Below are 20,959 nucleotides of genomic sequence, written 5' to 3'. Positions count from 1 at the left end.
CTTCGCCCGACAGACCAGATGCGGAAGGGCGGCGTCGCACGATGACCGAACACACGACGGGCTCCGGTTCCCGCGCGGGTACGACCGGCACCCAGACGGTGGAGCACCTGGAGGAGAACGGCCGGTTCCGGCTGCTGGTCGACGGTCGCGAGGTGGCCGTCCTCGACTACCGGCGCACTCCCGGCCGGTGGAACATCGTGCACACGTACACCGAGCCCGCCTCCCGCGGCTACGGGGTGGCCAGCGACCTCGTCAAGGCCGCTCTCGATGCCGCGCGGGACGCCGGCGTCAAGGTCATCCCCACCTGCCCGTACGTGAACTGGTGGATCCACGAGTACCGGCCGGGCTACGAAGACCTCGTCGTGTCGGCATGACGGGAGTGGGCCCCGGGGATCCCGGGCGCCCGTCGGGGGGGCACACCGGCGACGGTTACGTCGTCCCGGCCCACGGCTATCCGGCGCAGGGCGTCGACGGCACCTCCGTCGCCCCGGGCACCGGTCACGGGGCGCCGGCGGACAGCGCACCGGCGCCGAGCAACGGCCCGACCGTGCCGGTCGTCGGCCCGGTCACGGTCGACCGCGCGTCCGACGCCGCGTCCCGTCGGACGCCGATGCGGGCGGCCTGGCAGAGCGTCTCGAGCAAGGTGCTGTCCGAACGGGCCCTGCGCGCGAGCGAGGCCGCCGCCGCGGCGGCGGCCGCGAGCCAGGAGGCGGCCGCGGCCCTGGCCGCCTACCCGGGGGCCGGTGCGCCCACCGGTGAGCCGGCCGACGCCGCCCCGGCGACCGCCCTTCCGGGGCGACGTCGCTCCCAGCACTCGCCGTTCCACTGGGGTTTCTTCGGCGGGATCGGCGTGCTCCTGGCCTACGTCTCGTTCCTCGTCCTGGACACCATCCGGGACACCCTGCTGCTGCTGGCGATCGCCACCCTGCTGGCCATCGGCCTGAACCCGCTGGTCAGCTGGATCGAGCGTCGCGGCGTCCGGCGGGGGTTTGCCGTGCTGTTCGTGTTCCTCGGTCTGCTCGCCGTCATCGGCGCGGCCATCTACGCGATCATCCCGCCGATCGTCACCGAGGTCGGTTCCTTCGTCGAGAGCATCCCGACGCTCATCGCCAACCTGCAGCAGAACGAGAGCCTGCGGAACCTGGACGAGCGCTTCGGCGTGCTGCAGGCCATCCAGAACTCGAACATCGTGCAGACCATCGGCAGCGGCGCGGCCGGCGGCTTGCTCAGCGTCGGGGTCACGGTGGCGACGATCATCGTCGACCTGCTGATCATCCTGATCCTGACGCTGTACTTCCTGGCCGGTTTCCCGCGCATCAAGGCCGGGGCCTACCGGCTGGTGCCGGCCACCCGCCGGACCCGCGTCACCGACCTCGGCGACCGCATCCTCAAGCAGATGGGCGGCTACCTCTCCGGGGCCACCGTCATCGCCATGCAGGCCGGCCTGGTGGCCGGCGTGTTCGCGGCGATCGTGGGACTGCCGTACCCGTGGGCCATCGCCCTCGGCGCCGCCATCCTCGACTTCATCCCGGTCGTCGGGCCCATCCTGGTCGGCGTCTCCATGACGCTCATCGGGCTCACCCAGTCGCTGGCCATCGGGATCATCGCCGGCATCTTCTACCTGTGCCAGCACCTGTTCGAGGCGTACTGGCTCTACCCCCGGGTGATGAAGCGGACCGTCGACATCTCCACCGGTGCCGTGGTCGTCGCCATCCTCGTCGGGGCGGCGCTGCTCGGTGTCACCGGCGCGATCCTGGCCGTCCCGGTGGCCGCGGCGATCATCCTCATCGTCCGCGAAGTGATCATGCCCATGCAGGAGCGCTCGTGAAGCCGGCCCTGCCGTGGGCCCGGTGGCAGGGCCTGGACGTCACCGACCAGTACGGCCGACGAGCTGTCGTCACCGGCGCCAACAGCGGCCTGGGCTACCAGTCGGCGCTGGCCCTGGCCCGGGCCGGGGCGACCGTCACCATGGCCGTCCGTGACCTCGACCGGGGGCAGGCGGCCGCCCAGCGCATCCGGGCGGACGTGCCCGCCGCGCGTCTGCGGGTCGTGCACGTCGACCTGTCCCGGCTCGCCTCCGTCGCCGATTTCACGGCCCGGGAGGGCCAGCAGGGCCCGGTCGACATCCTGGTCAACAACGCGGGCATCATGCTCGCGCCGCGACGGGAGATCACCGTCGACGGTTTCGAGTTGCACATGGGCACCAACCACCTCGGACACTTCGCACTGACCGCGGGACTGTTGCCCGCCCTCGTCGACGGCGCGACGGACGCCGACCCGGCCCGCGTCGTGTCGGTGACGTCGATGGCCGCCCGCAGCGCCCGCCGCCTCGACCGCGATCTCGGCCTGACCGGTCGCTACACCCCGATGAAGGCGTACGCCCAGTCCAAGCTGGCCGTCGCGTTGTTCGCCGCCGAACTGGACCGCCGTTGCAGCGCCGCGGGCCGGCCCGTCGTGTCGGTGGTCGCCCATCCCGGCTGGTCGGCGACCGCCGAACGCGACCCCGAGGACGAGGCCGGCGTCGGGGTGAAACTGGCCCGTCGGGCCACTGCCCTGCTCGGCTCCACGCCCGCGGCCGGGGCCCGGTCGCAGGTGACCGCCGCGACCGACCCCGCCCTGACCGGCGGTGAGCTGGTCGGGCCCCGTTTTCTGGCCCGCGGTCGGCCGCAGCCGGCCAAGGCGCCGTCGGCCTTGCAGGACCGATCGGACGCCGCCTGGTTGTGGCAGCGGTCCGTCGAGCTGACGGGCATCGACCCGGGGCTGCCGCCCGCCCCCGAAGGGACCGACCCAGCGGGTCGGTGATCCGGCCGTCGCTGACCCGTCCGACCGGTCAGGCGGCGTTCGAACCGCCCCGGGCCCGACGGACCAGCACGGCGACCACCGCGCCGCCGGCCGCGATGACCAGCACGATCACCACGATGAGCCAGGCCGGGACCCCGGAGCCGGAGTCCGAGGCGTTGGCGGCCGGGCTGACCAGCGCCGAGCTCGGTGCCGAGCTGGAGGGTGCGGCGCTGGATGAAGGAGTGCTGGCGGCCGGGGTGCTGCTGGTGGCGGTGCTGCTGACCGGTGCGCTGCTGACGGGGGCGCTGCTCACGGGGGCGCTGCTGACGGGGGCGCTGCCGGCCGCGGCTGCTTCCGCGGTGAACGACAGCTCGCCGGTCACCGGGTGCCCGTCGGACGAGACGATGCGGTAGGCCACCTGGTAGGCCCCGGCCGGGGCTCCGGCCTTGACCGGGACGCTGACATCGGTTCCGGACACCGTCGGTGTGCCGTCCGCCCAGTCCGCGCCGTCCGGACCGGTGACCTGGATGACCGGAGAGAAATCCTGCGGCTGCTCGTCGAACGTCAGCGTCACGGACGCCGGCACCGTCGCGACGGTCGCCCCGTCCGCCGGGTTGCTGCTCTCGATCGTGTCGTGAGCAGCAGCCGCAGGCGCGCCCACGGCGCTCACCAGCAGACCCAGCAGCAGCGCCGTCACCACCGCCACCCAACGACCGGCGCCCCGTCGCGACGACGTGGACGACGCTGCAACCGACGATGACGGGACTGGGGATGGCACGCGGAGCACAGCTCACCTCTCGATCGACGACGCGGGTCCCGGGCCTGGCTGGTGCGTTCGCTGCCTGAAAGCAGCCGCGCACGGGGACCCCTCGGCCAACCTACGCGAGCTCCGACGCCCGGTGACCTGCCCAGATGTGGGCATTGTCGCGGGAACCAAACGATGCCCGCGGACGACGTGACGTCAGGCCGGCCCGCCCTGTCGTGCCCCGCGGCGACGATTCCCGGCGACCCGTCCGGTCGCAGGTCGGGACCGGCTCAGGCGTTCAGGGCCCGGGCGGCCGGGGACGGCGGCCCGACCAGGTAGGTCATCAGCTCGGTCTCCAGCTGGTCGAGGTCGGCGGCGACCGCCCGCAGGGCGACCCGACGGGTCGGCGGAGCCATCGTCGTCGTGGCGTTCACCCCGGCGGTCAGATCGGACAGCCGGGCCACCGCGGCATCGGTGAAGCGGGCGACGGCGGGCTCCCCACCCCGTCGGCCCCGGAGCTCGTCGATGGCCGACTGCAGGCCGGCGATCCGGGCCCGGGCCGGTCCGGCCGGTCCCCGGTAGGCGGCCACCGCATCGGGAGCCACCCCCAGCTGACGGGCCCGCTGCTCGTCCATCGCCCCGCGCACCGAAGTCGACGCCTTCATCGCCCCGCCGGCCAGCAGCGGCCCGGCCACCCGGAACAGGGTGCTGAGTCGCAGGATCGTCTTCGGGTCGGTCAGCGTCTCCAGGGCGCCCCGCTTCGTGTCGGCGCTCTTGCCGCGACCCTTGCGCTTCTTGCGCGATCGGCCGAATGCCACGTCGAGACCTCCTGGATCACAACCGGGGAACGGGACCCACCGGGTAGTAACGGCCAGCGTAGAGCGGGCGCCTCCGCGCCGCCGACACCGGCACCCGGCCCGGTCGAACTGCGAACGCGCCGACGCGGTTCTGGTGGCGATCCGGGGGGTTCGACGGGTCGGCGACGGGAGAGAGTAGAACCAAGGGCACGGACACCGGGACACGACGGTCGGCGCCCGGGAGGGACGGTGGGCATGTATCTGCTGCGGCGCCCCATGCTCGCCCTGTCCACGCGCACCGGCGTCCGTGACGCGGTAACCGCCGCGCCGCTGACCGGCCGGGTCGTCGAACGGTTCATCGCCGGCGAGACCCTGCACGACGCGGTGACCGCGGTCGGACGACTGCACGACGCCGGGCTGGCCGTCAGCCTCGACCACCTCGGTGAGAACACCGTCGACCGGGCCGGGGCGGACGCCACCGTGCAGGCCTACCTGGACCTGCTGGACGGTTTGGCCGTGGCCGGGCTGGTCGGTGACGCCGAGGTCTCGGTCAAGCTCTCGGCCGTCGGCGGGTCGCTTCCGGTGGGCCCCGACGCGCCGTCCGGGGGCGCGGCGGTGGCCCGGGAGAACGCCCGGCGGATCGCCGCCGCCGCGTACGGCCGCGGCGCACGGATGACCCTCGACATGGAGGACCACCGCACCGTCGACGACACCCTTGAGACGCTCGCCGTGGTCCGGCGTGACCACCCGGACGTCGGCGTCGCCGTCCAGGCCATGCTGCGCCGCACCCCCGGCGACCTGGCCGCCCTGACCGGTCCCGGGTCGCGGGTGCGGCTGGTCAAGGGGGCCTACGACGAGCCGGACGATGTCGCCTTCACCGAGCGGGCCGAGGTCGACCTCGCCTACGTGCGGTGCCTGCAGCTGCTGATGGCCGGCCGTGGCTACTCGATGGTCGGATCCCACGATCCGCGCATCATCGACATCGCCGGCCGGCTCGCCGCCGACCACCACCGTCCCCCGGCCCGGTGGGAGCACCAGATGCTCTTCGGGATCCGGGCCGACGAGCAGCGCCGGCTGGTGGCGCAGGGCCGGCGGGTCCGCGTCTACGTCCCGTACGGCACCGACTGGTACGGGTACTTCATGCGGCGCCTGGCCGAACGCCCGGCCAACCTGGCGTTCTTCCTGCGGTCGATGGTCGGGGGCCGCTGACCGCACCACTGCAATCGACGACGGAGGGCGGATCAGATGGTGAACGGTGCGACGGTGACCGGCGTGAGCACCCCGCCGACACCGGTGAACGAGCCGGTGCTCGGTTACGCCCCCGGTTCGCCCGAGCGGGCGTCGATCCGGCAGGCCCTGGCGGCGGTCACCGAGCCGGTCGACCTGCCCGCCGTTATCGGCGGTCGGGCCCGTCGACCCGCGGGCGCCGAGTTCACCGTCTGTGCGCCCTTCGACCATCAGCGGGTGCTCGGACGGTCGGCCGAGTCGACCGCCGCCGACGCGCACGCCGCCATCGACGCGGCCCGCGCCGCCGCCCCCGGCTGGCGGGATCTCGACTTCGACAGCCGGGCCGCGGTCCTGCTGCGGGCCGCCGATCTGCTCGCCGGGCCGTGGCGGGCCCGGCTGAACGCGGCGACGATGCTCGGCCAGGCCAAGACCGTGCAGCAGGCCGAGATCGACTCGGCCTGCGAGCTGATCGACTTCTGGCGCTTCAACGTGGCCTTCGCCCGGCAGCTGCTGGCCGAACAGCCCCCCGTCAACGCGCCGGGGGTGTGGAACCGGACCGATCATCGGCCCCTCGAGGGGTTCGTGTACGCCATCACCCCGTTCAACTTCACCGCGATCGCCGGGAACCTGCCCACCGCGCCCGCCCTGATGGGCAACGTGGTGATCTGGAAACCCTCCCCGACGCAGCAGTTCGCGGCTTCGCTGGTGATGGACCTGCTGACCGCCGCAGGTCTGCCGCCCGGCGTCATCAACCTGCTGCCGGGGTCGGGACCGGAGATCAGCGAGGTGCTGCTGGCCTCCGAGCACCTCGCCGGCATCCACTTCACCGGGTCGACGCGGGTGTTCCAGCAGCTGTGGGCAACGGTCGGCGCGAACATCGCCCGGTACCGCGGTTATCCGCGGATCGTCGGGGAGACCGGCGGCAAGGACTTCGTCGTCGCCCACCCCTCGGCGGATGTCGACGTGCTGCGGACGGCGTTGGTGCGGGGGGCGTTCGAGTACTCGGGGCAGAAGTGCTCGGCGGCGTCCCGGGCCTACGTCCCGCAGTCGTTGTGGCGCACCCTGCGGGACGGGCTGGCCGACGCGACGCAGGCGTTGACGGTGGGGTCGGTGGAGGACTTCGGCAACTTCACCAGCGCGGTCATCGACGGCCGGTCCTTCGGGCGGCTGCGCACCGCCCTGGACCGCGCCCGGTCGGTCGACTCCGTTCAGGTGTTGGCCGGCGGGACGGTCGACGACGCGGTGGGCTGGTACGTGCGGCCCACCGTGCTGGTCGGCTCCGACCCGCGGGACGAGATCTTCACGACCGAGTACTTCGGTCCGGTGTTGTCGGTGTTCGTCTACCCCGACGACGGGTTCGGCGACATCCTCACCGAGGTCGACGCGGCCACCCCGTACGCGCTGACCGGCTCGATCATCGCCCGGGACGTCGACGCCGTCGCCCGGGCCGCCCATGACCTGCGGTTCGCGGCCGGCAATTTCTACGTCAACGACAAGCCGACCGGCGCCGTGGTGGGCCAGCAGCCGTTCGGGGGCGCCCGGGGTTCGGGTACGAACGACAAGGCCGGGTCGATGGCCAACCTGGCCCGCTGGACGTCGCCCCGGTCGATCAAGGAGACGTTCGTGCCGCCGACCACCGTCGACTACCCCCACCAGGCGCCCGACCCGGGGTGACCTCCAGGTTCGGCTCCGACTGAGGGACAGGTCGGCCGGCTGGTCGGATCGCATCCGGGTCGGCCCGTCCGGGGCCGACCCGACGTGGTCCTGGGCGGCCCGGGCCGGTCGGTCAGCGGGACAGGCCGAGCTGCCACACGTCGAGGTATTCGGCGGCGAACCCGGCCTCGGAGTAGGCCAGGTAGAAGTTCCACATCCGGATGAAGGTCTCGTCGAAGCCCAGGGCCCGGACCTGCGGCAGGCGGTCGTTGAACCGGTGCCGCCATTCGGCCAGGGTGGGGACGTAGGACGGTCCGAGCCGGCGGGTCTCGCTGACCCGAAGCCCGGTGTGGGCCTTCGTGACGTCTTCGATCGCCGTCATCGACGGCAGCATCCCGCCCGGGAACACGTACTTGTGCACCCAGGTGTAGCCGTTGCGGGTGGCCAGCAGGCGCTCGTGGGCCATGGTGATGGCCTGGACGGCGAACCGGCCCCCGTCGGCCAGCATCCGGTCGACCGCGGTGAAGTAGTCCGGCCAGTAACGCTCGCCGACGGCCTCGATCATCTCCACGGAGACCACGGCGTCGTAGGCCCCGCCGGCGACGGCGGCGTGGTCGCGGTAGTCCTGCAGGACCACGTCGACGCGGTCGGACACCCCGGCCTCGGCGATGCGCCGCTCGGCCAGTGCCTTCTGCTCCTGCGACAGGGTGAGGGTGGTGACCCGGGCTCCCCGTTCGGTCGCCGCCCGGATGGCCAGCGCGCCCCAGCCGGAGCCGATCTCCAGGATGCGCATCCCTGGCCCCACCCGGGCCAGGTCGAGGATGCCGTCGATCTTGCGGATCTGCGCCGCCCGCAGGTCGTCACCGGGCTCGAACCAGGCCGACGAGTACGTCATGGTCGGGTCGAGGAACAGCTCGAAGAGGTCGTTGGACAAGTCGTAGTGCCGGTGGATGTTCTCCCGCGCGTTGGTCGGGGTGTTGTCGGCGGTCAACGGGGGCCGGCGCTGCCAGGCGCTGCGCAGCTTCTGCAGCGGCTCGGGGACGAGGACGGACATCCGCCGGGCCATGACCGTGAGCGCCGCGGCGAGTTCGTCGGTCGCCTCATTGATCCGTTCGGCCGTCGGACCGGTGGGTGAACCCGTCACCGCGGCCGGGTGCCAGTCGCCGCTGGTCAGGTCACCGGTCATCCACGCCTCGCCGAACCCGATCAGCCCGTCGGTGCCGAGCCGTCGGAAGAACAGGTCGGGTCGGACGACCTGCAGGCGCGGACCCCCGGTGCCCCAGGTGGTGCCGTCGGGGAAGGTGAGGGAGATCGGCAGCGACGAGACGGCCGCCCGGGTCAGGCGGCGGGCGACAGCGGCGTGGATGGGGGAGCGCGGGACGTCGAACAACCCGGGCCACACGCCCGCAGCCGGGCGGGGGATCGCCGGGGTGCGGGACGGGCTGAGCAGGGCCATGGTGCGTTACCTCCGTGTGCTGGTCCGCGCTGCGGACCGTCCCGTGGTGCGCCGTCGACGGCGGCTCGCCGCCCGGCAGGGTGCCGGTGAGCCGACCGGGGGGTGACCCCCGTTCGGCTCGGTCATCTTGCCCGTTCGCCACACACTCACGGCTTCCGGGTCGGTAGTGCGTGGGCCCGTCCGGTGGCGCCGGGCGGGTGCGGTGCAACGTGTCCTGTACCGATCTGACCGGTGTTTCGGAGCCGGCCGACCGTTGGCTTGGCCAAGATTGCTGGATCCGCGACCTGGTGATGGCTGCCCGGCCACGCTGTGTTCGTCCTGGCTTCGGTGAGTGATCATCGCATCGACGCGCCCGACGGACGTCGGGTCGAGTTCCTGCGTTTCGCGGCCGGACGTTGCGCTCCTGGTCCGTCGACCGCCCGTCGACAGGTCGCGGTCGCATCAGCCAGGCCGAGCTGTTCGTCACCACTGCGGCGCCTCGGGCGGCGTCGGGTCGTCCGGGACCGGGAGCTGCAGCAGCCGGGTCGCTCCGCCGCGCACCGCCCACTGGCTGCGGCCGGGTGGCAACCGCCGCGGTCGCAACCGGTGGTTGAGGGCACCTTCCTCGGCCGACGAGGAGAGCAGCAGGGTCGGCGTTCCGAGGTCGGCCAGGGCCTGATGCAGCGGTTCGAAGCGGGCCCGCGCGTAGCCGCCGCTGGCCCGCGCGACGACGAGATGCAGACCCAGGTCGGCCCCGGATCGCAACGCCCCCAGCAGCGGCATCAGCGGGTGACCTCCCCCGGAAGCCAGTAGTTCCTCGTCGTCGACGAGGACGAACACCGGTGCCCGGGTCGGGACGGGGGCTCCGGCAGTGTGCTCCTGCGGTGACGGGTCGGAGCGCACGTGACGCAGCACGCTGTCGACCACGGTTCCGAGCTGGTCGGCCCGCTGGACCGTCGCCGCCCACCTGACGTGGCCGATGCGATTCGCCTCACCTACTCGCGACGGGCGGCCGGCGCCCCCGGGCAGGTGATCGCCGGCCGCGATCAGTCCGTCCCGCAGGTCGATGGCCACCAACAGCGGTTCCGGTCGTACGTCGTTGAGTTGACGGGCCACCGCCCGCAGTGCCGTGGTCCGCCCCGATCCCGGGTCTCCGACCACGAGGAGGTGCGGGTCGGACCGTCCGAACACGTGCCGGACCGGCGGGCCGTCGGCTTCCTCGACGCCGAGGATCACCGATGTCCCGTGCGGGTCGGCGCCCACCGGTTCGGGATCCGCCGTCGGTGTCGTCGCCAGCAGCGTCGACAGCTGCACTCGTACCGGCAGGGGGTGCCGACGGGGGACCCGATGTCCGAACCAGCGCCGGGCGATCTCCGTCCCCAGCGCGTCCGGTGGTGCGGTCTCCTCCGCCACCCGGGGACGACGCGGAGGAGCCCACCCGCCCGGCGGTTCGGGCGGAAGAGCGATCTGGGCGTACCCGTCGGCCACCAGGGCGCGACCGGGCACCTGCGCCGGCAGCGCCGCGGCCCGACGCCGGTCGATGGTGGACTCGAAGGCGTCCGCCGGCCGGAGTTCGATCCGCAGGCCGAACGACGCGGCCAGCCGGCCGCGGAGCGCCACACCGGCCGCCGTCGTGACCGCACCGGCGACCCCCACGGCGGGTCCGCGCCGCGCGATGTCGGCGACCAGCCGGTCGACGTCGTCGTCCAGCGCCGTACTGGGTGCCCAGTCGTCGACGGCCAGCAGCACCAGTGAGCGCGGCGCGCCCGTCGTGGCCCGCTCCCGCCGGTCGATCTCCTCGACGATCAGACCCAGCAAGCGCCGGGCGTGATCGGGGTCATCGGGTGCGGCCACCCCGGCGACGTGCGGCCACGTCGCCGCCGCGGTCAGGTCGGAACCACCCAGTGCGACGCCGTAGACCGTTGTCGAGCCCGGGGTCGCCGTCCAGCCGATCGCGGCGATCACCGTCAGCAGCGTCGTGCTCCGGCCGGTGCGACCGGCGCCGGTGATCAGCAGGTTGGGCTGGTCGACCGGGGTCCAGGTCAGCGCCTCCTGCCGCTGCTGTTCGGGCCGGTCGAGCAGACCGAGGGGTACGGCGGCCCGTCCCGTCGCCTCGCGGTGGGGCAGGTCGGTCAACCGCAGCCGGCGGGGCAACGGGGGGAGCCAGATGGGACGGACCGGTCGCTGCAGTGCCGAGCCCTCACCCCATCGGGCGGTCACCGCGGCGACGGCGGCCGGCAGGGCCTCAGCCGGGTCTGGCGGGGCGATCGCGGTGAAGGGTTCGTCGTGCAGGCGCTGCAGTCGACCGAGCCGGTCGAGGGTCGCCGAGGACACCGGGAACGGCAGCGGCCCGGACAGTTTGGGAATGACCGGATCCGCGTCGGCGACGGTGCACGAGGAGACCCGGAAGCGGGTGGGGTCCTGCCCCGCCCGCCCCAGCAGGGCCTCGCCGGGGGTGTGCGGCAACGTGAACGCGGCGGTACTGCCGAGCAGTTCCTGGGACTCGGCGGCGGTGAAGGTACGGAGGACCACCCGGTAGGAGAGCTGGCCCTCGACGCCTCGGCTGCGCCCGGGGTCTAGCCGCTGGGTCGCGAGCAGCAGGTGCAGGCCCAAGGAGCGGCCGATGCGGCCCAGCTGCACGAACAGGTCAGCCAGGTCCGGGTGCGCGGCCAGCAGTTCGGCGTACTCGTCGACGACGACGAGCAACGTGGGCAGCGGCTCCGGTGGCGCGGCCAGCCGTCGGTGGGCGGTGATGTCGGGAACGGTGGCGCGGGCCAGCAGGGCCTGCCGGCGGGCCGACTCGCCGCGCAGCGCAGCGGCGAACCGCTCGACGAGCCCGTCGTCATCGGCCAGATTCGTCAGCATCCCGGCGACGTGGGGCAGCCCGGCGAACGGGGCGAACGTCGCGCCACCCTTGTAATCGACGAGCATCAGGGCCAGGTCGTCCGGGGTGTGCCGCTGGGCGAGCCGCAGCGTCAACGTCCGCAGCAGCTCGGACTTGCCGGCGCCGGTGGCGCCGATGACGAGGCCGTGGGGTCCCATTCCGTCCTGGGCGGCGTCCTTGAGATCCAGCACCACCGGCGTTCCATCGGGGCGGTGCCCGACGGCGGCGCGGAGGTAACCGGGGCCGGACGGCGGAGCCACCTCGCTCAACTCGTCGGCGGCCGCCGAGGGCCGCGCCGGTGGCGACTGCTGGTGGCGTACGGCGAGGTCGCGGGCGAGCATCCGGGCCTGTGCCCGCGACAGCAGGTCGGCCCGCCCGCTCACCTGGCCGTGGGACGAACAGACCGTGACCGCAGCGTCCGCTTCGATCGTGATGCGAAGGGAGGTGGAGCCGGCCGGGGCGTCGCCGTCGAGACGGAACCACCGGTGCAGACGGGGGTCGTCGCCGTGACCGCCCGTCCGGAGCGTCCGTCGCGGGCGGAAGTCGATCTCGATGACCGCGGACAGGCCCGGTATCGCCAGGAGGCGGGGCAACGGGTCCGCGGCCGGATCGACGAGATCGCCGTGCCGGCCGCCCCCTCGCCCGGACACGGCGGCCGATGAACAGTGGGGCAGCCATCTCGCCCACGATGCGCCGTCGCCTCGCACGACGACGGCCAGCTGACGGGGCGGGAGGTACCGGACGACATCGAACAGCAGGGAACGCAGCAGATCGCGGGCCTGATCCTCGGGTCCGACGACGGTCAGGAGTGGGGCGCTCGCCCACGGCAGCTCCAAGGGGACACCGTGGGCGGTGCCGCGGCGCAGGCGCAGATCGGCCACGGCGGCCGCGCAGACGGGGTCGACCTCGGCCAGTTCGTCGGAGCTGGGTCGCGGCTGCGGCACCGGTCGCTCGGCGATCGCGACCCCGACCCGCACCGTCCGTCCGGAGGTCGGCGGCCTCCCCGGGTCCCGTCCGGACAGCCGGAGTTGCCGATCGACCTCGTCGACGATGCCCAGGTAGCGCCGGCGGTGGCGGTGCAGGCGCGCTCGACTGCTGTGCCGCTGCCCGGCGAGCAGCAGGACCCCGACCAGGACCGACGCGACGAGGACGACGAGCGAGCCCACGGCCAGGGGCGACCCGGGGCGACCGAGGGCCATGACCAGGGCACCGGCGCCGGACGCGACCGGCAGCGCCACCATGGCCACCCCGGCGACCGCCGACGCGGGTTCGGGCAGCGTGGGCAGGGGCGGGAGCTGGGGTGTCGGTGACGCCGCCGCTGTCGGTGCATCGTCCGGACCAGCGGCCGTCACGGGGTCGGAACTCACGGACACCGGCGCCACCATCCCTTCGGGGGTCACGGCGGGTCGACTGACCCACCGGCGCCGACGCTAGGCCGAGCGGCCGACGACGTAGCGGAGTTGTCCACATCCGGGGCATTTCCCGTGCACTTGTCCACAGCTCGTCGTCAGCAGCGGCGTTCGGATTCCGGCTGTGGCACGGTCCCGCTGTCGTGACCGTTCGGTGCGGCGAGGTGGGAGGGAGATGCCGGTGATGAACCAGCAGATGATCGACCGCGCGGTGACGGTGGCAGGTGGTGACCGCACGGCAGATCTGGTCGTGCCGTCCGCTGTGCCGGTGGCCGATCTCCTGCCGGCGCTGGCCCGGGCGGTGGGCGTACCCCCAGGGCAGCTCGGCTGGGAACTCGTCCCCGTCGGGTCGTCAGCGGTACCGGCCGCGTCCACTCTCGCCGGTGCCGGTGTCGCCGACGGGGCCGTGCTGCTTGTGCGACCGGCCGAGGTGCACCGGGACCCGCCGGCCGTCCGCAGTGTGCGGGACCGGCTGCCGGACGACGGGCCCCCGATCGGAGGTCAGCGGTCGGACTCCGCCGGGTTGGTGATGACCACGTTGCTCGTGCTGCCGGCCGTCCTGGCCGTCGGGTGGGTGCTGACCGATCCGACGGTGGTGACGTCCCCGTCGCTCGCGCTGTTGATCTCGGCGGTCGTCCTCGCGCTGCTGGCCGGTTGGACCGCTGCCCGGGCCCCCGTGCGGACGTCCGAGGGGAAGGCCCGGGGCTGGCCGTCGGTGGCCGCGGCCGCCGGCCTGGGCTGGTCGGCGACCGCCGGCTGCGCCCTCGTCGGGGCGGTGGCCCCGACGGCGCCGGGCGTGGTCCTGGGCGCCGGTGGGGCCGCTGCCACGGCGGCCGCCTCGTTGGTCGGCGGGTTGTGGACGATTGCTCGGACCCGCGCGAACGCCGACGAGCTGTACACCGGCACGTCCGCCGGGTGGGCGCCGCTGGCGGCCGGGATGGCGGGGGTCGGTGCGCTCCTGCTGGTGGTGGTCGGAGCGATGGTCATCGGTGCGGAGGTCGCGCTGAGGGGGGTGGCGGTGCTCGCGGTCGTGTTGATCGGGTGGCTGCCCGCCGTGGTGGTGGCCGCGACCGGTCTGCTGCGGGTCGACGGCCGGGCCGGGGTCGACGGCGTGCCGGCGGACGTGGCCGGCCGGTCGACCGAGCGGGCCGCCGCCGTCTTGATCGGTGCCCTGACCGGGGTGGTCGCGGTAGCGGTGGCGGCGTTGGCCGCGCGCCTGCCCGACAGCGGTCCGTCCGATGTCCTGACCGCCGGGGCGTTGGCGGTGGTGCTCGCGACGCGGGGACGCACGCTCGGTGCCCGGCGAGCCGCCATCCCGATGGCCGGATCGGCGGCGATGACGGTCACCGCGCTGGCCCTGGCGTCAGCGCACTCCCCGGCGGATCGGCTGGCGGTTGCCGTCGTCGGGGTCGCCGTCGGTTTCGGGGCCTTCCGCGTGATCGCCGACCGCGTCGGTCCCCTGTCGCCGGCGATGGGGGCCACGCGTCGCCGGCTGACGGGCGCCGCGGAACGGGTGCTGGTGTGCCTGGTGATTCCGGTCGCGTCGGGTGCTCTGCAGTGGAGCGTCGTCCCCTGGCTGGGCCAGTGGTGGCCGGGTGCGAGTTGACCAGGCACAGCGATGGGGAGACGGCGCAGGTGCAGAGCCGACGGATGAACGGTGCTTCGGTGAGGCGAGGAGAAGATCGATGAGCGGGGCCTCGGCCTGGCAGGTACCAGCGGACTCCACTCCGGAGCGCACCACCGTGGCGCTGGCCCGTTGGCAGCGACGACGCATCGCGCGGGCGCTGGCCGGAACCCCCGCCGCGATGATCGAACCGCGCCACAGCCTGCGGGCCGCCATGCTGTGCGGGATCGTTCTCACCGCGGTGCTGCTGGCCGCCAGCCTGGCAATCGGACGCGTGCAGTGAGCGCCGGCCCGCCCGGCCAGCCCGAGCCGCATCCCGTCTCGGGTCTGGTCGGCGCAACGGACCGGAAGCCCGGGCGGCCTGCAGACCGGAGCCCGCGTCGGCACACTGGGGCGCATGCCCGAGTTGCCCGAGGTGACTGCCCTCGCCGCATTCCTGGTCGACCACGCCGTGGGGCGCGTCATCGAGGCCGTCACGGTGAGCTCGCTGAACGTCATGACGACCTACGACCCACCACCGTCCGCCCTGGTCGGACGGGTGGTGGTCGGAGCGGGCCGGCACGGCAAGTTCCTCGACGTGGTGACTGCGCCGGGAGTCGGTGGCCCGGCCCCCGCGTCGGACCCCTCGCTGACCGACGCGGCCACGGGAGCGCAGGACTGGCACCTCGTCGTGCACCTCGCTCGGGCGGGCTGGCTCCGGTGGTCCGACGCGATCTCGCCGACCCCACCCAAGATGGGCGGACCCATCGCCCTGCGGGTTCGCCTGACCGGCGGAGTGGGCTTCGACATCACCGAAGCCGGGACCCGCAAGTCGGTGGCGGCGGCCATCGTGACCGATCCGCAGGCGGTGCCGGGCATCGCCCGTCTGGGGCCGGACGCGCTGTCCCTGGACCGCGACGGGCTGGCCGCCGTTCTCGCGGGGCGTTCGGGGCGCATCAAGACGGTGATCACCGATCAGACCGTGCTCGCCGGGGTCGGCAACGCCTACTCCGACGAGATCCTGCACACCGCCCGGCTGTCGCCCTTCGCGACCGCGGCGTCGTTGGGGGACGCCGAACTCGACCGGCTGTTCGCCGCCCTGCAGCGCGTGCTGCACGACGCGGTGAACCGCTCGGTCGGTGGCGAGGCCGCCCGGTTGAAAGGCGAGAAACGTACCGGGCTGCGGGTGCACGCGCGGACCGGGCTGCCCTGCCCGGTCTGCGGCGACCAGGTGGCGGAGGTGTCGTTCACCGACCGGTCGTTCCAGTACTGCCCGACCTGTCAGACCCAGGGGCGGCGGCTGGCCGACCGACGGCGGTCCCGACTGGACAAGTGAGGTCGGCGGCGGCCGGGCCCACCGGGGCCCGACCGCGAAAGCTCCGACCTCCCGTGGTCGGGCCACCGACCGACCGTCACCGGTGCGCCGACCGGCCGTTACCCGAAATGGTGAACCGCCCCGCGGCACGGTGGAGCGGCCCGTCACTTCGGTCGAGGATGACTGCAGACGTGACGAATCCGCGCACGGGCGACACCCGGGACGGTGGGCGGCGACATGGCCACGGCGCGATCGCTGTTCGCGACCAGCCCTGTCCGCGTTCGTCGGCCCGGACGTTGGCTTCCTCCGCGGGGTGTCATCCGGGGGCGGCCCACACGCGAGTACAACCGGGTCTACGACACGGACCTGCGACATCAGTGGGCGGCGCGGCCCGTGGACTCCCCGTCCCTCCCGGCGCGGACCGGCCGGTCGTCCTCCGGGGTGTCCGACGGACCGGCCCGGTGGTGGATGAGGCATCGGCAGCGGGTGATCGCCGTCGATTGCGCCGTCATCATCGTCGCCGCCCTCCTCGGCAGCGCTCCGGCGATCAGCCGGTTGCCCTGGGTGTCCGGCGGAGGCGACGGCACCGGGACCGGTGGGGCGACCGGCTATCCGGAGGCAGCCCCCTGGGCTCTCGGAATCGCCGCGGGTTGGATGATCCTGCTCCATCTCAGCGATCTCTGGTGTGTGACCGCTCTGCGGTCCGGTCGGGCCACCACCAGCCCGATCGTCCGTCGGGCCGGCGTGGTGTTCCTCGGAGTGGGACTGGTCGGCTTCCTCTTCGCGGCCGAGCACTTCCGGGCCTTCCTCCTGGTGTCGATCCCGCTCGGTGTGGCCGGGTTGCTCATCGCTCGGGCTGCGGCCGCCCGGTCGGTCCGGTCGATGAGGGCTTCCGGTGCGCTGCCGAGTCTGGTCCTCGTCGCCGGTTCCGACTCGGACATGGGACGGCGGCTGATGACGTGGATCCCGGACATCTGGGGCGTCGTGACGACGATCCGCGTCGAGGACACGTCGACCGACGAGACGCGGGCCCTGACCGAATGGGTACGCACCGCGGGAGCGGATCTGCTGGTCCTGGCGGAACCCGAGAGATACAGCACGAGCCAAATCGCCGGACTCGCGTGGACGGGGCTCGGCGTCGGCACCGATCTCATGGTTCCGGCCCCCTCCATTGGTGGACTGATGGTCGACCCGCCGTCGGCCGCGGTGCGCCTGGTCGGCGGATTCAGCGCCGGCCGTGGCGTTCCCGATCTGGGTCTGATCGCGGTGGATCCACGCCCGCCGCGGTGGGAACGTGCTGCTCGCCTCGTCATCGACCGTCTGCTGGCCGCCGCCGGGACGCTTCTGCTGTTGCCCGTGCTGCTCGTGGCCGTCGTCGTCTCCGCGGTAGCCCAGGGGCCGCCCGTCTTCATCGAGAACGAACGGGTCGGCCGAGACGGCCTGGTGTTCCGCATCTGGTCGTTCCGCTGCGTGGCCAGCACTCACGGAGGTTCCCCCGACGACCATCGGGAGGCCTCGTCGACCGCGACCCGCCTGACCCCCGTCGGGCGGGTGTTGCGTCGATCGGGACTAGAGAACGTCCCGGGCCTGCTGAACGTGCTCGCCGGGGACCTGGCGCTGATCGGCCCGCGGCCGGTGCTGCCCGCGGTCGGGGTCGGCGCGGCCGGCCCACCTTGGCTCCGGCCCGGATGGACGGGCCGGTGGCGCGAGCCGACAGGAGAGGACAGCCAGACCGACGGCGCCCATCTCGGCCCGGACCTGCGGGTGCTGGGGCGCATCATCGTCCGGCGGCTGAGCAGCGTCGGCAAGGCCTGACCCCCGGGCCGCCGGGCATCCGCGACTGCGGTCCCACACCCGACGTCACTTCCAGCCGGGCCCGGTCCCGGCCGGCCGGATCAGGGCGCGGCCAGCTCCGGCAACGGCCGGACGATGCGGGCGATGACGTCGTCCAGCGTCGCCGCGCACGTCTGATAGGCGGACAGCGGACGACCGATGGGATCCGGAAGATCGTCGTCCTCCGGGCCGGCCATCGGACCGAGTCCGCGGGCGAGCTTGGCCTGCTCGACAAGTGTCCGGCCCAGCTCCGCCGGATCGTCGCCGGCCAGCGGCTCGACGTGATCGACCAGTCGGGCGAACTGGCGCAGGGTGAAGGACCGCCCCAGCGCGGCGGGCAGGGCGCTGACCACCGCGGCCCGGTGCGAGCGTTCCGCGGTCAGCACCAGGTCGGCCGAGCGGATCACCGCGGGCGTCAGCCGACGAGCGGTCATCCCGGCGGCCGAGAGGCCGCGTTCGCCGAGGACCTGCTCGGTGAGCGGGTGCACCGGACGGCCGTCGTCGGCGCGGGTGCCGGCCGAGCTCACCACCCACGCGCCCGGCCCCAGCCGTGCGTCGACCGCCGCCTGCAACTGGTACTCGGCCATCGGCGAGCGACAGTGATTGGCCGTACAGATGACGAGCACCCCGAAAGTCCCCACCCGAGCAGGTTAACGACGCGACCGGACCGATCCGGGACCCGGCCGCCGGCCCGGCCGGTGGGAACATGGGCGGGTGAGCGACGCACTCCCCGAGGTGGACATCGACCAGGTTCCCGCCGACGCCGTCCTGCTGGACGTCCGCGAGAACGACGAATGGCAGGCCGGGCATGCCCCGGGCGCGGTCCACGTGCCGATGACGGAGTTGGCCGACCGGCTCGACGACGTTCCCGAGGGCGACCCGGTGTACGTGATCTGCCGGTCCGGCGGCCGGTCGGCCCGGGTGACCGCCTACCTCAACGGCAATGGGTGGGACGCCGTGAACGTGCGCGGCGGCATGGGCTCCTGGGCCGCGGCTGGCCGGCCGATGGTCGGCGACGGTGACGGGGACCCGATTGTTCTCTGACCGCGGGAAGTGTCGCCGGTGACCGCCGCCGGCGGTCCGGTGCGCCGCTGTCTCCGGTGCGGGACGTTCCTCCCGCCGCCTCCGGTCGACGGGCGGGGACCGGCCGCCTGGGCCCAGGTCAGCTGCCCGCGGTGCGGTCGCCCTCCGGACGGCCGCCGCTGGGTCGCGCACCCGCCGGGACAGCCCGCCGTCCCCGGTGAGACCGGTCCACCCACCGAACCGCTGCCCCGGGTCGTCGCCGGGCCGAGCGCTCCCGAGCCTGCCGCCCCGCGGGTCGCCGCCACCGGTCATCCGCGCTGGGGGCTGCCGATGGTCGTCTGGACGGAGAAGGCGGACGGTGGGCGGCCGGCCACCGCTCCGCGGCCGCTACTCGGCTGGGCGGCCGGACTGCTCCTGGCCGTCGCCGGGCTGGCGCTGTTCTCCGCGGGCGCCGAGATCTGGCGTTTCGTTCTGCTGTTGCAGGGTCGGACCGCGGTGCTGCCGGCCGGCGTCGTCCGCACCAGTGACGTGCTGGTGGCCACGGCGGGCCTGTTCACCCCGGCCGTCACCGTGGCCGCCTTCATCGTCTGTGTCCTCGCCCTGCTCCGCACCAGTCGCTGGGCGGCAGACCAGGCCGGTGTCCAGCCGCCGCGGACGACGACCGCACTGCTGCTGCGGCTGCTGGTCCCGGGCTGGAACGCTTATGGCGCCGGGCAGGTCCTGATGGAGACGCATGCTCTGCTGCTGAGGCCACCGGCGCTCCCGGGACCCATCGACCCGGTGGATCGGTCGGCCCGGGTGCGCCGCCGCGGTCGCCGCCTGATCCTGGCCTGGTGGGCGGCCTGGGTGATCAACATCGGTCTGGTGGTGGCCACCATCGCCCGTGGCTGGGGCGGAAGCCTGCAGGCGATCGCTGACACCGTCGAACTCCACATCGCGGTCGACCTCGTCGCCGCCGTCGGCGCCGTCCTCGGGGCTGTGGTGCTGCGACGGTTCGCGCAGCTCGCCGACGTGCAGCCGACGCCGTCCCCGCGCTGGCAGGTGCAGCGGCCACCGCCGACCCGGGGTGGCGCCGGACCGCGCACCGGCGATCCGCGATCCCCGTCCAGCCGCGCGGAGTCGGGCCGGTCGGGGACGCCGGAGGGGGATCCCGACGACGACCAGGGCGCCACCGAGCGGTCGGCTACCGTGTCCGCGTGAGCAAGAAGAACGCCCGTCGGGCCCAGGCGGGAAGCGGCACCGCGACCCTCGAAGCGCCGGCCGACAACCCGCGCCGTCCCTGTTCCTGCGGTTCCGGGCGGCGGTACAAGGCCTGCCATGGCTCCGCCGACGCCGCGGATCTCATCGTGCCGCGCCCGTTCGCCGGGTTGCAGGCCGAGACCGAACTGATCGCGCTGCGCGAGTTCGTGCCCTCGGCGACCACCGAGCTGACCCTGCGCGACGGCGTCGTCCAGACCCCGGACCAGGCCGAGGCCGCCGAAGCGGACGCTCAGTCCCGCCGGGTGCTGTTGACCACCGTGCTCCCGGGGGCGGCCGCCGCGCTGACCCGGGCCGACGGTACGGTGCTGCTCGGCATGCAGGTGCAGACCCATTCCGGCGACCTCTCCCGCGACGTGGTCGCCGCTCTCGAGTGGGCGCTGACTGCGGGTCCGTCGCAGGTGCTGTCCGTCGTCGGACGGGCCACCGAAGGTCCGCGACTGCAGGACGTGCTGGTCGACGGCCCGCTGGAGGTCACCGTCCACGACGACTTCAGCTGGTGGCTGGAGCAGCCGGCCGAGCCGGGCAGCGAGGTGGCCGCGTCGCTCGAGCGCGCCAACCAGGCCATCCTGCCGACGAAGCGGGTCGCTGACCGTCCGGGCGCCTACTGGGTGGACGCGGGCGACCGCGCGCACCTGCGGTGGGTGCGGCCGGAGGACGAGGCGCCGCTGATGGCCGCGTTGGCGCGGCTGGCGGCGGCCGACGAACTGGGCCTGGGTGAGGGGTCGCGCTACGTCGGCTCCTTCCGGGCGCACGGTCGCCTGGTGCCGGTGTGGGACCTCGACCGGGACGCGCATCCGTCGGAGTGGGACGCCCCGGCGCTGGCCTTCGAGGAACGGCTGCAGCGTGCGCTCGCCTCCGACGAGCCGCTGACCGACGCCGAACGGCGGGCCCGCGACGGCATCCTGGGCCGCCAGTTCACCCTGCGCTGAGCAGCCGCCCACGGGTCCGTCCGGCCGGGACGGACCCGTGGCCCGGGTTCGAACACAGCCGGTGG

At 73.7% G+C, this 20,959-nt stretch carries 17 protein-coding genes; 12 read left to right on the top strand and 5 right to left on the bottom strand.

What is annotated here, in order from left to right; all coding sequences use genetic code 11:
- Window positions 1-41: 41 nt before the first annotated feature.
- The 3 genes from FDO65_RS18495 to FDO65_RS18485 are packed head-to-tail and all read left to right on the top strand — an operon-like array spanning window position 42 to window position 2,802.
- Complete coding sequence (locus FDO65_RS18495; protein ID WP_137451221.1) at window positions 42-374, top strand: GNAT family N-acetyltransferase; 333 nt, start codon at window positions 42-44, stop codon at window positions 372-374.
- A complete protein-coding gene (locus FDO65_RS18490) occupies window positions 371-1,828 on the top strand; it encodes an AI-2E family transporter (RefSeq protein ID WP_137451220.1) in 1,458 nt (485 codons plus the stop codon). The genes FDO65_RS18495 and FDO65_RS18490 overlap by 4 nt, the downstream gene beginning before the upstream one ends.
- Window positions 1,825-2,802 carry an SDR family NAD(P)-dependent oxidoreductase gene (locus tag FDO65_RS18485; RefSeq protein ID WP_205850159.1) on the top strand — a complete coding sequence of 326 codons (978 nt, stop codon included), beginning with the start codon at window positions 1,825-1,827 and terminating at the stop codon, window positions 2,800-2,802. Before FDO65_RS18490 ends, FDO65_RS18485 begins: the two co-directional genes overlap by 4 nt.
- A gap of 28 nt (window positions 2,803-2,830) precedes the next feature.
- Here the strand turns inward: FDO65_RS18485 and FDO65_RS18480 are convergent, their stop codons facing one another.
- Together FDO65_RS18480 and FDO65_RS18475 are read right to left on the bottom strand one after the other, a co-directional pair.
- A complete protein-coding gene (locus FDO65_RS18480; RefSeq protein WP_166442287.1) occupies window positions 2,831-3,487 on the bottom strand; it encodes a copper resistance CopC family protein in 657 nt (218 codons plus the stop codon).
- Window positions 3,488-3,816: 329 nt separating this feature from the next.
- Window positions 3,817-4,344 (bottom strand): DUF6474 family protein, encoded by a 528-nt coding sequence (locus FDO65_RS18475; protein ID WP_137451218.1) that lies wholly within the window; start codon window positions 4,342-4,344, stop codon window positions 3,817-3,819.
- A gap of 234 nt (window positions 4,345-4,578) precedes the next feature.
- On the opposite strand from FDO65_RS18475, the gene FDO65_RS18470 reads away from it, so the two are divergent.
- Both FDO65_RS18470 and pruA read left to right on the top strand, forming a co-directional pair.
- Window positions 4,579-5,532, top strand: coding sequence for a proline dehydrogenase family protein (locus FDO65_RS18470; RefSeq protein WP_205850196.1), 954 nt, complete (start codon window positions 4,579-4,581; stop codon window positions 5,530-5,532).
- 54 nt (window positions 5,533-5,586) lie between these two features.
- The gene (gene pruA / locus FDO65_RS18465) at window positions 5,587-7,224 is read left to right on the top strand and encodes an L-glutamate gamma-semialdehyde dehydrogenase (RefSeq protein ID WP_137451217.1); all 1,638 of its coding nucleotides are present in this window, start codon (window positions 5,587-5,589) and stop codon (window positions 7,222-7,224) included.
- 112 nt (window positions 7,225-7,336) lie between these two features.
- Here pruA and FDO65_RS18460 read toward each other — a convergent pair whose 3' ends face one another.
- Together FDO65_RS18460 and FDO65_RS18455 are read right to left on the bottom strand one after the other, a co-directional pair.
- Window positions 7,337-8,659, bottom strand: coding sequence for an SAM-dependent methyltransferase (locus tag FDO65_RS18460; protein WP_137451216.1), 1,323 nt, complete (start codon window positions 8,657-8,659; stop codon window positions 7,337-7,339).
- A gap of 462 nt (window positions 8,660-9,121) precedes the next feature.
- The gene (locus FDO65_RS18455) at window positions 9,122-12,889 is read right to left on the bottom strand and encodes an FtsK/SpoIIIE domain-containing protein (RefSeq protein WP_137451215.1); all 3,768 of its coding nucleotides are present in this window, start codon (window positions 12,887-12,889) and stop codon (window positions 9,122-9,124) included.
- A gap of 226 nt (window positions 12,890-13,115) precedes the next feature.
- Here FDO65_RS18455 and FDO65_RS18450 point away from each other — a divergent pair, with 226 nt between their 5' ends.
- The 4 genes from FDO65_RS18450 to FDO65_RS18435 all read left to right on the top strand — a co-directional run bounded on the left by FDO65_RS18450 (window position 13,116) and on the right by FDO65_RS18435 (window position 17,664).
- Complete coding sequence (locus FDO65_RS18450; RefSeq protein WP_166442286.1) at window positions 13,116-14,537, top strand: EsaB/YukD family protein; 1,422 nt, start codon at window positions 13,116-13,118, stop codon at window positions 14,535-14,537.
- A 79-nt stretch (window positions 14,538-14,616) separates the two neighbouring features.
- Window positions 14,617-14,838 carry a hypothetical protein gene (locus FDO65_RS18445; protein WP_137451213.1) on the top strand — a complete coding sequence of 74 codons (222 nt, stop codon included), beginning with the start codon at window positions 14,617-14,619 and terminating at the stop codon, window positions 14,836-14,838.
- Between the two features lie 114 nt (window positions 14,839-14,952).
- Window positions 14,953-15,870 (top strand): Fpg/Nei family DNA glycosylase, encoded by a 918-nt coding sequence (locus FDO65_RS18440; RefSeq protein ID WP_137451212.1) that lies wholly within the window; start codon window positions 14,953-14,955, stop codon window positions 15,868-15,870.
- Window positions 15,871-16,317: 447 nt separating this feature from the next.
- Complete coding sequence (locus FDO65_RS18435; RefSeq protein ID WP_166442285.1) at window positions 16,318-17,664, top strand: sugar transferase; 1,347 nt, start codon at window positions 16,318-16,320, stop codon at window positions 17,662-17,664.
- 80 nt (window positions 17,665-17,744) lie between these two features.
- Here FDO65_RS18435 and FDO65_RS18430 read toward each other — a convergent pair whose 3' ends face one another.
- Window positions 17,745-18,323: an arsenate reductase/protein-tyrosine-phosphatase family protein gene (locus FDO65_RS18430; protein WP_137451210.1), complete on the bottom strand. Its 579-nt coding sequence runs from the start codon at window positions 18,321-18,323 to the stop codon at window positions 17,745-17,747.
- Between the two features lie 73 nt (window positions 18,324-18,396).
- Between FDO65_RS18430 and FDO65_RS18425 the strand changes: the two genes are divergently transcribed.
- The 3 genes from FDO65_RS18425 to FDO65_RS18415 are packed head-to-tail and all read left to right on the top strand — an operon-like array spanning window position 18,397 to window position 20,894.
- Entirely contained in the window at window positions 18,397-18,726 is a 330-nt protein-coding gene (locus FDO65_RS18425; RefSeq protein WP_137451209.1) for a rhodanese-like domain-containing protein, read from the top strand.
- Between the two features lie 18 nt (window positions 18,727-18,744).
- A complete protein-coding gene (locus tag FDO65_RS18420) occupies window positions 18,745-19,905 on the top strand; it encodes a DUF4328 domain-containing protein (protein ID WP_137451208.1) in 1,161 nt (386 codons plus the stop codon).
- Complete coding sequence (locus FDO65_RS18415) at window positions 19,902-20,894, top strand: DUF5926 family protein (RefSeq protein ID WP_137451207.1); 993 nt, start codon at window positions 19,902-19,904, stop codon at window positions 20,892-20,894. The genes FDO65_RS18420 and FDO65_RS18415 overlap by 4 nt, the downstream gene beginning before the upstream one ends.
- Window positions 20,895-20,959: the final 65 nt, after the last annotated feature.

The organism is Nakamurella flava (assembly GCF_005298075.1).
Lineage (GTDB): Bacteria > Actinomycetota > Actinomycetes > Mycobacteriales > Nakamurellaceae > Nakamurella > Nakamurella flava.
The sequence above is the reverse complement of the archived record's forward strand: the minus strand, read 5'-3'. Positions and strand labels throughout refer to the sequence as shown.

Coding starts and splice junctions, on each gene's coding strand:
- FDO65_RS18495 (WP_137451221.1), top strand. CDS start 42: ATGACCGAACACACGACGGGCTCCGGTTCCCGCGCGGGTACGACCGGC.
- FDO65_RS18490 (WP_137451220.1), top strand. CDS start 371: ATGACGGGAGTGGGCCCCGGGGATCCCGGGCGCCCGTCGGGGGGGCAC.
- FDO65_RS18470 (WP_205850196.1), top strand. CDS start 4,579: ATGTATCTGCTGCGGCGCCCCATGCTCGCCCTGTCCACGCGCACCGGC.
- FDO65_RS18460 (WP_137451216.1), bottom strand. CDS start 8,659: ATGGCCCTGCTCAGCCCGTCCCGCACCCCGGCGATCCCCCGCCCGGCT.
- FDO65_RS18450 (WP_166442286.1), top strand. CDS start 13,116: ATGAACCAGCAGATGATCGACCGCGCGGTGACGGTGGCAGGTGGTGAC.
- FDO65_RS18445 (WP_137451213.1), top strand. CDS start 14,617: ATGAGCGGGGCCTCGGCCTGGCAGGTACCAGCGGACTCCACTCCGGAG.
- FDO65_RS18440 (WP_137451212.1), top strand. CDS start 14,953: ATGCCCGAGTTGCCCGAGGTGACTGCCCTCGCCGCATTCCTGGTCGAC.
- FDO65_RS18435 (WP_166442285.1), top strand. CDS start 16,318: ATGAGGCATCGGCAGCGGGTGATCGCCGTCGATTGCGCCGTCATCATC.